Here is a 12,697-nt window from a genome sequence, read left to right as displayed (position 1 = left end):
GTCTATCAGCCGAAGCTTGATTTGAAGACTGATCGTATCACCAGCGTCGAAGCACTCGTCCGTTGGAATCATCCGCAACGCGGTCCGTTACGACCCGACCTATTCATTCCGATGGCCGAAGATGCGAACCGCATATGCGACCTGACCTTGTATGTTCTGCAAAGAACCATCGATGATTTGGCCGCTTGGTGCCAACATGGTCTAGTCGTCAGCGCTGCAGTCAATATTTCTGCAAAGCTGGTCTATTCAAACGAATTCATCGACAAGGCAAAGCGGGTCCTCACGGAGACAGGAATTCCGCGGGATCGTTTGATTTTCGAGGTGACTGAATCAGCAACAATCGATGATCCCAGCGCCGCTGTCGCCGCACTTCAGCACTTTCGCGATCTTGGCATCGCAATCTCGATGGATGATTATGGCACAGGCCAGTCGACATTGACTTATCTCAAGCAGCTGCCCTTGTCCGAACTGAAGATCGACCGGAGCTTTGTTCAACACGCCCATGAGGACCCAAACGATGCGCTTCTTGTCCAGTCGACCATCGACCTTGCGCATCGGTTTGGTCTGCGCGTTGTTGCAGAAGGAGTGGAGGATCGAAGCTGTCTCACCTTCCTCCGGGAAGCGGGCTGCGATCTTGCTCAGGGCTATTTCATTGGAAGACCGACAAGCCCAGAAGACATAAGGGAAATGCTTACGTCGCACACTTCACTTGCGGCCTGAACGCGACTAACAATTTTCTGCTTATCGACTGATAGCACTCGGCAAGCTAGGCAACCTTTCATTGTTAAGCGAACGTCCGCTTTTGGGTTGCTACATCAATCTCTCGAATGACCGTTATTAGGGCGCAAAGCAGTCATTCGTCGAGCCGCGTTGAGGATCGCCATTCGATGATTGTCACGGTAGCGACCGTGGGCATGCGCACCAACTCGCAGACGCTCTCACTAGAGGGTTTGGATTCTCGCTCCTAAATGGCTTGCGGTCCTTGAAGCACTCGAGTCGTAGGTTTCTCGAACCTTGCTGGCCGGGGGGGCAGAGCATGAAACTGTTACCCGCATAGCGCTTATTTTCTGCCCTTCCGTGTTGTTGATTTCCGGCGGACCTGCTGGAACTTTTCAGGTTCGCGCCTGAGTGCATTCCAGCATATTGGAGGATATTTCAGGACAAGCGTAGAATAAATAAATCAGAAAATCCTGCGCAGGTACGTAAAGAGTGATTTGCCATAAAATATCCTGAAATACCCTGAGATAGTTAATGTAACTAAAGATCAAATTTACTGACTCCAAGACTTTAACAGTTATGCTATAACTGATTATCATTCGAAGGCGCACTTGGAGGATAAAATGTTGAGAGGAGATATTATCTGTGGGGCTGCCGCCGCCGCAAAATATACGGGCCTAGAAGTACGAACGATCTATGGATTGTGTGCAAAAGACTATCTACCGTACGTCCGTCTCGGGCATCGACTTTTCTTCAGGAAGAGCGAACTCGATGCAACGTTCGCGGGGGCGTCCCAGAGGCGCGATGCTAGCTCATCGGGATCGCAATTCTCCGTGGAAGGGAGGGTAGCATGAGCATCCGAAAACGTACTTGGGTTTCCGGAGACCATACGAAGACTGCTTGGGTGCTGGTCTATTCTGACGGCAATGGGAAACGGAAACAGGAAACCTTCTCCACGAAACGCGAGGCGGAGCGTCGTTGGATTGAGGTTTCAGGCGAACTTCACCGCGGATCGCACGTCAGTCTTGCGGGCAGTATAACCGTTTCCCAAGCTGGAGAACTTTGGATCGACAGGGCAATATCTGAAGGTCTGGAGAGATCGACTTACGAGGAATACCGCCGCGTTCTGAGACAACATATCGTTCCGCGCATTGGCAGCCTTAAGCTTGCTAAGCTCACCCGGGCACTTGTTGAAGAATTTCGAGATCAACTACTTCGGGACCTCAGCCCTTATAGCGCTGCGCGGGCCTTCTCGTATTTCAAGATCATTATGAATCTGGGTGACGATAAGGACCTGATTTCCATAAATGTAGCTGAGAAAGTGAAACTAGAAACGTCGAAAAGGCACCGTCATCGGCAAGAGTTTTTTAAGATGGATGAAGTCAACTCAGCGCTAACCGCATCAACCATACTTGGTCCTAAGCACAGAGCTTTCGCGCACCTCTTCTGGCTTCACGGTTTGCGATCGTCCGAAGGACGTGGCCTTACTTGGGAAGGGGTAAATCTGGAGAAGGGGACGGTCACAATTTCACAACGGGCAGATCGATGGCTTAATATCGGACCGCCAAAATCGGTTTCCAGCTTTCGTACGATACCGCTGACACCCAGCTGCCACAAGGCCGTAGCTGTGTTGAAGGCGAAGGCTAACCCCAGTTCCGATGACTTCGTTTTCCCAGATAGGCAAGGACGGCCGATGACCTATTTTCAGCAAATTAGTCAGCTTTATGATCCGATAATGTTTGAGGCCGGTCTTACAAAGGTGGTCGAAGGCGCGACCAAGCATCTTCGAAGCTTGCACGCGACGAGGCACACTACAGCTTCGATATGGATTGAAATGGGGTTCTCTGCAAAGCGCGTCCAGAAACTTATGGGTCATTCTTCTATACAGGTTACGTTTGACCTCTACGGGCACCTAATTGACCTCAAGGAATGTGCCGCCGACATGATGCGGGCGGTGGATGATTGGGTTCTCAAAAATCGTCCCTGACGATATCTGTCCGCCCGACGAGGACGGTGTTCCCGATCGCGACTAATTCTCAATGCAGCAAATTTGCGACATGGATGCGGGAACGCCCCTGTTTCCCCCGATTTTTGACCGAGTCGTTGTCCGTTGCAATGGGACTCTGCCTCCGTCAATTGAGGTTCGAATCCTCACGGGGCATCCATTCTTCCCATCACCGTTGCCAAAGCCGAATTCCCGCGCCAGACAGGTTGCAATGGGAGACGGAGTTTTGAGCGAGACCTTTCCGGAAATCCGCGATGCGGTCCGGCGACTATGTGCGAAGTTTTCAGGCGAGTACTGGCAACAGCTCGACCGTGAGCGCGCCTATCCGACCGAATTCGTCACTGCGCTGACCGAGGCAGGGTTTCTGTCGGTCCTGAAACCGGAAGAATATGACGGATCCGGCCTGGGCCTGGAGGCGGCATGCGCCGTCTTGGAAGAAATCCATCGTTCAGGCTCGAACGGCGGGGCCTGCCATGCGCAGATGTACACGATGGGTACGCTTCTCAAGCATGGATCGGAAGAACAGAAGCGCACCTATCTTCCCAAGATCGCAAGCGGGGAATTGCGCCTGCAAGCCTTCGGTGTGACCGAGCCGGGTGCCGGTACCGATACCACGCGTATCTCGACCTTCGCTCGGCGGGAGGGCGACGACTACATCGTCAATGGTCAGAAAATCTGGATCAGCCGCGCCGAGCATTCCGACCTGATGGTCCTGCTGTGCCGCACCACCCCGCGCGACGAATGCGCCAAGCCATCCGATGGCATGAGCGTTCTTCTGGTCGATATGCGCGAGGCGGTCGGCAACGGGCTGACCGTAAGGCCCGTGCGTACCATGCTCAATCATGCGACGACGGAGCTGTTCTTCGATGATCTGCGCGTGCCAGCCAGCGCACTGATCGGGGAGGAGGGGAAGGGCTTTCGCTACATCCTTTCCGGCATGAATGCCGAGCGGATCCTTATTGCCAGCGAATGCATTGGCGATGGGCGCTTTTTTATCGACCGCGCTTCGGCTTACGCGAAGGATCGTACTGTCTTCGGTCGCGCGATCGGCGAAAATCAGGGTATCCAGTTTCCTATCGCGCGCGCGTACGTCCAGCTCTCCGCAGCTGCCGAAATGGTGACCAAGGCCGCGCGAATGTTCGACGCCGGGGAAGGCGCCGGGACGGAGGCGAACATGGCCAAGATGCTGGCGAGCGAGGCGAGTTGGTTTGCGGCCGACACGTGCATCCAGACGCATGGCGGCTTCGGCTTCGCCGAGGAATACGATGTCGAGCGCAAGTTTCGCGAGACGCGTTTGTACCAAGTCGCGCCGATCAGCACCAATCTGATCCTGAGCCATGTGGCAACGCATGTGCTGGATCTGCCGAAAAGCTTTTAGGGAGAGAACAATATGCCGAGCAACGGTCCGCTGACCGGCCTCAAGGTCGTCGAATTCCAGGGCATCGGCCCGGGGCCCCACGTCGCGATGATGCTGGCCGACATGGGGGCGGAAGTCGTGCGGATCGAACGGTCCGGCCATCAGCCGATGAATCCCGTCGTCGAACGCGCGCGCCACCGTGTCGCGGTCGATCTGAAGAGCGAGGATGGTCAGGCCTTCGTCAAGACAGCGCTGAAGCACGCCGATGTGCTGATTGAAGGTTTTCGTCCCGGAGTTATGGAGCGGCTCGGTCTCGGACCCGATGATCTGCTCTCGGCCAATCCGGCTCTCATCTACGCCCGTATGACCGGCTGGGGACAGGACGGCCCCTTAGCGCAAGCGGCCGGGCATGATCTCAACTACATCGCTATCACCGGCGCGCTGGATGCGATCGGCAAGCGGGGAGAACTGCCCGTGCCGCCACAGAATCTCGTCGGCGATTTCGGCGGCGGTTCGATGTATTGCGCCATGGGCATCCTTGCGGCGTTGTTCGAACGGACCAGCAGCGGCAAAGGTCAGGTTGTCGATGCGGCGATCGTCGATGGCGTCACCAGCTTGATGAGTTTCTTCTACGGCCAACCGCACAGCGCCTTGCGCACGGTCGATCGCGGCGCGGGCCTGCTGGGCGGGGCCGCGCATTTCTACCGCTGCTATACCTGCAAGGACGGGAAGGAAATCAGCGTGGGGGCCATCGAGCCGCAATTCTATGCCGAATTGCTTCAGCGTGCCGATGCGCCCGATCACCTGCGGGAAGCGCAGATGGATCCGTCGAAATGGGACAGCTATGCCCACGATCTTGCGAATCTGTTCGCGACGAAAACGCAGGACGAATGGTGTGAACTGCTCGAAGGCACCGATGCCTGTTTCGCGCCGGTCGTCCCGCTCGATCACGCGAAAGACCATCCGCATATGAAGGCGCGCGGTGCGTTCGTCGAACATGGCGGGCGCTGGCATACGGCACCTGCACCGCGTTTCGACCGGACGCCCGCGACCATCCGCGACAGCGTTCAGGATGGCGATGCAGTGGTGGCGCGCTGGTCCGAAGGAGGCTAGTGAACCGCGCAAAGGAGAGATTCCCATGCGCGATTGCACCAAATTCTACATCGATGGCCAATGGGTCGCCCCCGAGGCTGCAAACACCGTCGACGTCGAAAACCCGGCGACCGAGGAAACGATCGGCCAGATCAGCTTCGGCACGAAGGCCGATGTCGACAAGGCCGTGGCGGCAGCGCGCCGTGCTTTCGAAAGCTTCAGCCAGACGAGCAGGGAAGATCGGCTGACGCTGCTGCGCGCGATCCAGGCCGAGATCGAAAGCCGCAAGGAAGAACTCGCCACTGCCGTCAGCGATGAAATGGGCGCCCCGATGAGCCTTGCCAACGGCCCGCATGTCGGCTTGCTGGCCGGCCACTGCCAAAAGGCCATCGAAATTCTCGAAGGCTTCGAGTTCGAACGCCAGGACGGCCCGACGCTTCATGTGTGGGAACCGATCGGCGTTGTCGGCATGATCACTCCGTGGAACTGGCCGCTCAACCAGATCGCCTGCAAGGTCTTCCCGGCGCTTGCGACGGGCAACACCATGATCCTCAAGCCCAGCGAGATTGCACCCTTCAACGCTTACATATTCGCTGAAATCCTCGACGCGGCTGGTGTGCCTGCCGGTGTCTTCAATCTGATCAACGGCGACGGTCCAGGTGTCGGCGAGGCGATCTCGGGTCATCCCGACATCGACATGGTCAGCTTTACCGGCTCGACCCGTGCCGGCGTGCTGATTGCCAAGAACGCGGCCGATACGGTCAAGCGCGTGGCGCAGGAACTGGGTGGCAAGAGCCCCAACATCGTCCTCGATGACGGGTCGTTTGCAAAGTCGGTCGCCAAGGGCACAGTCGCGATGATGGGCAATTCGGGCCAGACCTGTACCGCCCCTTCGCGCATGCTCGTGCCGCGCAAGCGCATGGAGGAAGCCAAGGCTGCCGCCAGGGAAGCGGCAGAGGGTGTCATTCCCGGCGATCCCAAGGGCAATGCCGCAATCGGACCGGTAGTCAGCCGTACCCAATGGGACAAGATCCAGGGCCTGATCGAAAAAGGCATCGAGGAAGGCGCGACATTGGTCGCTGGCGGTCCCGGCAAGCCGGAGGGCCTCGAAACAGGTCACTTCGTCAAGCCGACCGTCTTCGCCGATGTCGACAACGACATGACCATCGCGCGCGAAGAAATCTTCGGTCCCGTGCTCTGCATTCTGGGCTACGACGATTACGATGATGCCATTCGCATCGCCAACGATACCGAATACGGCCTCGCCAGCGCGATCACCGGCGAAGATATCGAACTCGCCCGCAGCCTCGCCAAGCGCATCCGTGCCGGGCGGGTCGCGATCAATGGCGGTTACGACATGAACGCGGCTTTCGGCGGTTACAAGAAATCGGGCAATGGCCGCGAATGGGGTGAATGGGGCTTCCACGACTTCCTCGAGGTGAAAGCCGTCATGGGTCACAGCTGATGGCAGGCAGGCACTTCGATGAATGGACGGTCGGCGACAAGTTGACGCATGAAATACGGCGCACGGTGACGGAAGCGGACAACCTCTTCTTCACCGTGATGACCCACAATCCCCAGCCACTTCATCTCGATGTGGAAGCGGCCAAGGAGAGTGAATTTGGACAGATCCTCGTCAACGGGACCTATACTTTTTCGCTGATGGTGGGGTTGAGCGTGGGGGATACCACGCTCGGCACGCTGGTCGCCAATCTCGGCTATGACAAGCTGGTCATGCCCAAGCCGGTTTTCATCGGCGACACGCTTCATGCAACCAGCGAAGTCATCGCTCTGCGCGAAAGCAAATCGCGGCCGGACACGGGGATCGTCACCTTCATGCATGAAGCCGTGAACCAGCGCGGCGAAGTGGTATGCCGCTGCGAACGTTCGGCTTTGCTGAAGAAGGCGGGATGATCCGCGCGTAACCTTTTCGCCGTATGGGCGTTTCGTGCGCGAGGGAGTTGCAGTTGGCGCATCACGAACCATCCAGCGTAACCGAAGTGCTCAGCGAGCTCGACGAGCTTGCTTCGCACGGCGACAAGGTCTGCGTCGCGGATGTTCTGGACGATTTCGGCGAACGAAGCTTCGGCCCCTTCATAATGCTTCCCGCCTTGCTCGAACTTTCGCCGATCGGCGGCATACCGGGACTGCCAACCGCTCTCGCGCTGTTCATCGCGCTGATAGCGGTTCAGCTCCTCATTGGGCGCGACCATGTCTGGATGCCGCAGTTCGTGCAGAAGCGGGCGGTCGGCTCTAGGAAACTTCACAAGGCGGTCGGCAAGCTTCGCGGTGTCGGCAAATTTCTCGACCGGCACAGCGAAGGTCGCCTTGAAATACTGACCGAAGGCATCGCTATCAAATTGGTCGCGATCCTCATCATCGCATTGTGCTGTACGGTGCCGCCCCTCGAATTTCTGCCCTTCGCCAGTTCCTTCCCGATGCTCGCCATCGCAGTGTTGGGACTGGCTCTTACCGTGCGGGACGGTGCACTCGTCCTTGCTGCGCTTGTCTTCACCGGCATTGCGGCCGGGGCGGGCCTTTACATGTTCCTAAATTCTTCGGGCGATGGCGGCGGTCTGCCGTTCCTGTGAACCGCGCTGCGGCACACGTAAAATTGCGGGCACGGGTCAACTTGCCATTCACCTGTGGTATCCTACATACTCGGGAATGAAAGGAACCCGCGAATGAGCGAGCAGAATTCTCCCCCCGAGCCCGAAGGCAACGGACCCAACCCCTGGGTGAAGAGCCTGATGATCTGGGGCGGCATTTTTCTCGCCCTGCTGATGGTCGTCTCGTTCTTTGGTGGCAGCAGCAGCGGCAATGGTACGCAGCTGCTTTATTCCGACTTCCGCGACAAGGTTGCCGAAGGCTCGGTTGCCAATGTGCAGATTTCCGAAACCCAGATCGTGGGTGAAATGAAGAATGGCGAACAGTTTTCGACCATTCCCGTGGCCAACGATACATCGTTGCCCCAGCTGCTCGAAGACAATGGCGTGCGCTATTCGGGTGCGGAAGCCGATAATGGCAATATCCTGCTCTACGCACTGATCCAGATCCTGCCATTCGTGCTGATCCTCGGTATCGCATTCTTCGCCTTGCGCCAGGTCCAGAAGGGCGGCGGCGCGGGTGGCGCGATGGGTTTCGGAAAATCGAAAGCCAAGCTGCTGACGGAACGGCAGGGCAAGGTTACGTTCGACGATGTCGCCGGCATCGATGAAGCCCGCGAAGAGCTGGAAGAGATCGTCGAATTCCTCAAGGATCCGCAGCGCTTCTCCAAACTCGGCGGCCAGATTCCCAAGGGTGCGCTGCTCGTCGGCTCGCCCGGTACCGGTAAGACACTGCTGGCTCGCGCCATTGCGGGCGAGGCGGGCGTGCCGTTCTTTACCATTTCAGGGTCTGACTTCGTCGAAATGTTCGTCGGCGTCGGTGCAAGCCGCGTGCGCGACATGTTCGAACAGGCGAAGAAGAATGCCCCGTGCATCCTCTTTATCGACGAAATCGATGCCGTTGGCCGTTCACGCGGCCATGGGTTGGGCAATTCGAACGACGAGCGCGAGCAGACGCTGAACCAGCTGCTGGTCGAAATGGACGGGTTCGAGGCGAACGAAGGCATCATCATCATCGCCGCCACCAACCGCCCCGACGTGCTCGATCCTGCACTGCTGCGTCCGGGTCGTTTCGACCGTCAGGTCGTGGTGCCGGTGCCGGATATCGACGGCCGTGAGAAAATTCTCGCCGTTCATATGAAGAAGCTGCCGCTGGCGCCCGACGTCAATCCTCGCACGATCGCGCGCGGAACACCCGGTTTCTCGGGGGCGGATCTCGCCAACCTGTGTAACGAAGCGGCCTTGCTTGCCGCGCGCCGCAACAAGCGCCTGGTCGCCATGCAGGAGTTCGAAGACGCCAAGGACAAGGTCATGATGGGTGCGGAGCGCCGCAGCATGGTCATGACCGAGGATGAGAAGAAGATGACCGCCTATCACGAGGCCGGCCACGCGCTGGTGTCGCTGAACGAGCCGGCATCCGATCCCATCCATAAGGCAACGATCATTCCGCGCGGTCGCGCGCTGGGCATGGTCATGCGTCTGCCTGAACGGGACAGCTATTCCTACCACCGTGACAAGATGCACGCGAACCTGGCGGTCGCTATGGGCGGCCGCGTCGCAGAAGAGATCATCTTCGGTCACGACAAGGTATCGAGCGGTGCCAGCGGCGACATTCAGTACGCCACCGATCTCGCCCGGAATATGGTCACCAAGTGGGGCATGTCCGACAAGCTCGGTCCCCTGCAATACGAACAGAGCCAGGAAGGTTATCTCGGCATGGGACAGACCGCGCGTACCATGGGCGGTGCTGAAACGAACAAGCTGATCGATGCCGAAATCAAGGATCTGGTCGAAAACGGTCTGAAGCGGGCAACGGAAATTCTGACAGATCAGGAGGACAAGTTGCACCTGCTTGCTCAGGCTATGCTCGAATACGAGACACTGACCGGGGAAGAAATCGATCAGCTGATGAAAGATGGCAAGATCGACCGGCCGGACGAACCCAAGAGCTCCGTCACGATCAAGCCGCTTGCAGGGGCCGCTGTCCCGAAGGCCGGCAGGAAATTCGGCGGGGGCACTGCGCCGCAAGGTGCCTGAAGGCCATGGCCAACCCAATCATAAGGGGCGCTCCTCGCGGGAGCGCCCCTTTTTTCTTTCGCGTCGTCAGAACGCGCCGAGGAAGAACACCAGCTGGATGAAGAGGCTGGCAATGATGGTGATGAAGATCAGTAGCAACGCCAGCCGCCAGTAAGCCGAAAAGCGGTTCAGATCATATGCATGGCGCAATTGCTTGTAGATGTGGATCGGTGGCACGATAAACGCCAGGCCTGCCGATAACCACTCGGGCGCCCCGACCTTCACCAGGATCGAAATCACGATGAACAGGAGCGACATGAACGCGATCGAATATGTCACGAAAATCGCGTGGTCATAGGCGCGGAAGCGGCGCTTCCAGAAGAACAGAAGCCAGACGAACGGCAATGACAACGGAATCAACAGCCAGCTGAATTTGTAGCTGTTGCTCTGCAGTTTGTAGAGCATCAGGTTCGGGTTATCGTTCCACTTCTTGATCGTCTTATCGAACCACCCGATGCCGGATTTCCATTGCGTCTGTCCTTTCGCGCCGGGGCCCATAACCGGCAGCGAGTTCAGCGTTGTCACCTGTTCTTCCACTCGGGCCAGATCCGCCTGTGTTTCGGAACGCCCGGGGTCGTTGGGCTCCATTGCCGAAAGCTCGGCGCGCAAGTCGGCGCGCTCGCGTTCAAGATTTTCGATGGCGTGCGTGATGTCGCGGCTGGCAGAACCGAATTGCGGCGGGGTAGAAAGTCCGATCCCTGCAACCTGGAAAACCGCGAACATCAGGAAGACGGAGAACAGAAACAGGCCCATCGGGCTAACGAAGGATGCGCGTTCGCCTTCTATGTAGCGACGGGTAAGCTGGCCGGGCTTCAGCGCCAGCTTCGGCAGGGTCTTCCAGGTTTTGCCTTCGAAGTGCAGGGCGCCATGCAGAAGATCATGCAAGAACGCGCCCAGCGTCCGGTGCAGATGCGCTTTCTGGCCGCAGGCGTGGCAATAGTTGCCCGTCAGCGCCGTTCCGCAATTGAGGCATGCCCCTTCGTCGAAGTGGCCAGCCTGCAGCTCTGCAGCTTCTGGCAGGCCCTTGCTTCCGCGGCCCACGGCCTTGGCGAAAAGGCCGCCTTCGACTGCAGTCCCGAATGCGTCGCCGAACTCGCTCATATGCCCTCCTGTCCAGTTGCAGGATAAGGCCAGCGCCATCCTTGCTGCAACGCAAAAAGGCCGCCCAGCGGGCGGCCTTTCCACTATTTTCAGCAAGCCTGCTCGGATCAGCCGTCGTAGTCGGCGCCGATCGAGGTCGAACGGGTCGGTGCCGAAGCGGTGATCCGCAGTGCTTCTGCGGACTGGCTCAGCGAACCCACTTCATCCATCTCGTCATCGTCGTCCGGTAGGATTTTCTGCAGGTTGGTCACTGCAGCTTCGTGCAGTTCCTTCGGCTTGACCGTCTGTTCGGCGATTTCGCGCAGGGCAACGACCGGGTTCTTGTCGCGATCGCGATCGACGGTCATTTCCGCACCACCAGAAATCTCACGTGCCCGCTGGGCAGCCAGCAGGACGAGATCGAAACGGTTGGGGACCTTGTCTACGCAGTCTTCGACAGTAACGCGCGCCATTGGCACTCCGATGCAAATCAAGTGATTCCGGGAAAGCGCGCCATTTAAGCGCTCGGGGCTCGACAGTCAAGGATTGCCACCCGTCAGCAAGCGAGTAAGGCCGGAAGTATGGGAGACATCGAAACGGCCAGCCCCGGCGCGGACTTTACCGATCCGGAGCCTTTCGAAATGGATGCAGCGGGCCAGCATCTCGCTTTCTATCCGGGCGGGGAGGCCCGGCGTAAGGCGTTGTTCGATCTCGTCGCCGGCGCACGGAAAAGTCTCGACGTCTGCTTCTACATATTTGCCGAGGATACGGTCAGCACGCAATTTCGCGATGCGCTCGTTGCGGCGGCAAGGCGCGGGGTCGGGGTGACCCTCATCGTGGATCGTTTCGGCGCCGATGCGACCGATGCATTTCTGCAGCCTCTGGTCGAGGCGGGCGGCGAATTCCTGTGTTTTTCGGCGAAGTGGACCCGGCGCTATCTCATCCGCAACCACCAGAAAATGGTTATCGCAGACGGCAGGAAAGCGATGTTCGGGGGCTTTAACATCGCCGACGATTACTTTGCTCCTCCGGCCGAGAACGGGTGGAACGATCTCGGCATCGTCATCGAAGGATCTGCGGTCGAAGGCCTGAACGACTGGTATTCCAAATTGCGCCAATGGACCGAACGTGAAGAACAGCACGCCCGGGAAATCGCGCGCACGGTCCGCGACTGGGAATGGAAACAGGCCCGCACGACATGGCTGGTCGGCGGGCCGACACGCGGTTTGTCCAGCTGGGCGCGTTGCGTGTCGGACGATCTCGTCTCCGGCGATCGCCTGGATATGTTCATGGCTTATTTCAGCCCGCCGAGAAAGCTGCTGCGCAGGATGGGCCGGATCGCGCAGAAAGGCGCGACGCGCCTCGTGATGGCCGGCAAATCGGACAATGGCGCCACGATCGGCGCCAGCCGCTCGCTCTATGGCTATCTGCTTTCGAAACGGGCGCAGATCTGGGAATTCGCGCCCTGCAAGCTGCACACCAAGCTGATCGTGCTGGACGATTCGGTTTATCTCGGCAGCGCGAATTTCGACATGCGCAGCCTCTACATCAATCTCGAACTGGTGCTGAAGGTGGACGATGCTGCCCTGGCTGATCGCATGCGCGACTTCATCAGCTGGCACATCGAGGCGTCCGAACGCATTTCGATACCGCTTCACAAGCAGCGCGCGACGATCTGGAACCGCATTCGCTGGAACCTCAGTTGGCTGCTGGTATCGGTGATCGACTACACCGTTACCAGGCGCCTGAACCTGGGGATCTGAC

Annotated in this window: 12 protein-coding genes; 10 read left to right on the top strand and 2 right to left on the bottom strand. The window is 58.4% G+C overall.

The genetic code is table 11. The features are described from left to right. The 9 genes from KYK83_RS09165 to ftsH all read left to right on the top strand — a co-directional run. On the top strand, positions 1 to 720 hold a 720-nt coding region (locus KYK83_RS09165; protein ID WP_222827976.1), incomplete at its 5' end, for an EAL domain-containing protein. A gap of 620 nt (positions 721 to 1,340) precedes the next feature. Beyond that, a complete protein-coding gene (locus KYK83_RS17415; RefSeq protein WP_222828003.1) occupies positions 1,341 to 1,571 on the top strand; it encodes a helix-turn-helix domain-containing protein in 231 nt (76 codons plus the stop codon). Further along, positions 1,568 to 2,704, top strand: coding sequence for a tyrosine-type recombinase/integrase (locus KYK83_RS09155; RefSeq protein ID WP_222827975.1), 1,137 nt, complete (start codon positions 1,568 to 1,570; stop codon positions 2,702 to 2,704). The genes KYK83_RS17415 and KYK83_RS09155 overlap by 4 nt, the downstream gene beginning before the upstream one ends. A 244-nt stretch (positions 2,705 to 2,948) precedes the next feature. After that, positions 2,949 to 4,100, top strand: coding sequence for an acyl-CoA dehydrogenase family protein (locus KYK83_RS09150; RefSeq protein WP_430299110.1), 1,152 nt, complete (start codon positions 2,949 to 2,951; stop codon positions 4,098 to 4,100). Between the two features lie 12 nt (positions 4,101 to 4,112). Next, positions 4,113 to 5,192, top strand: a complete 1,080-nt coding sequence (locus tag KYK83_RS09145; protein WP_222827973.1) for a CaiB/BaiF CoA transferase family protein — start codon at positions 4,113 to 4,115, stop codon at positions 5,190 to 5,192. Positions 5,193 to 5,217: 25 nt separating this feature from the next. Continuing rightward, on the top strand, positions 5,218 to 6,636 hold the full coding sequence (locus KYK83_RS09140) for an aldehyde dehydrogenase family protein (protein WP_222827972.1): 1,419 nt from the start codon (positions 5,218 to 5,220) through the stop codon (positions 6,634 to 6,636). Then, positions 6,636 to 7,085, top strand: a complete 450-nt coding sequence (locus KYK83_RS09135; protein ID WP_221597368.1) for a MaoC family dehydratase — start codon at positions 6,636 to 6,638, stop codon at positions 7,083 to 7,085. Before KYK83_RS09140 ends, KYK83_RS09135 begins: the two co-directional genes overlap by 1 nt. Before the next feature lie 53 nt (positions 7,086 to 7,138). Next, positions 7,139 to 7,762 (top strand): exopolysaccharide biosynthesis protein, encoded by a 624-nt coding sequence (locus KYK83_RS09130; protein ID WP_248284350.1) that lies wholly within the window; start codon positions 7,139 to 7,141, stop codon positions 7,760 to 7,762. A gap of 93 nt (positions 7,763 to 7,855) precedes the next feature. Then, entirely contained in the window at positions 7,856 to 9,814 is a 1,959-nt protein-coding gene (gene ftsH, locus KYK83_RS09125; RefSeq protein WP_196847768.1) for an ATP-dependent zinc metalloprotease FtsH, read from the top strand. Positions 9,815 to 9,880: 66 nt separating this feature from the next. On the opposite strand, the gene KYK83_RS09120 is transcribed toward ftsH, so the two are convergent. Then, a complete protein-coding gene (locus KYK83_RS09120; protein WP_222827970.1) occupies positions 9,881 to 10,954 on the bottom strand; it encodes a DUF3667 domain-containing protein in 1,074 nt (357 codons plus the stop codon). Positions 10,955 to 11,061: 107 nt separating this feature from the next. After that, positions 11,062 to 11,406: a DNA-directed RNA polymerase subunit omega gene (gene rpoZ / locus KYK83_RS09115; RefSeq protein ID WP_103024549.1), complete on the bottom strand. Its 345-nt coding sequence runs from the start codon at positions 11,404 to 11,406 to the stop codon at positions 11,062 to 11,064. 108 nt (positions 11,407 to 11,514) lie between these two features. Between rpoZ and KYK83_RS09110 the strand changes: the two genes are divergently transcribed. Next, a complete protein-coding gene (locus KYK83_RS09110; RefSeq protein ID WP_222827969.1) occupies positions 11,515 to 12,696 on the top strand; it encodes a phospholipase D-like domain-containing protein in 1,182 nt (393 codons plus the stop codon). The last annotated feature ends 1 nt before the right edge of the window (position 12,697 follow it).

The sequence above is a fragment of the Qipengyuania pacifica genome (assembly GCF_019857205.1).
GTDB classification, from domain to species: domain Bacteria; phylum Pseudomonadota; class Alphaproteobacteria; order Sphingomonadales; family Sphingomonadaceae; genus Qipengyuania; species Qipengyuania pacifica.
Note: the sequence above shows the minus strand (reverse complement) of the source record. Positions and strands in the feature narration are given on the sequence as shown.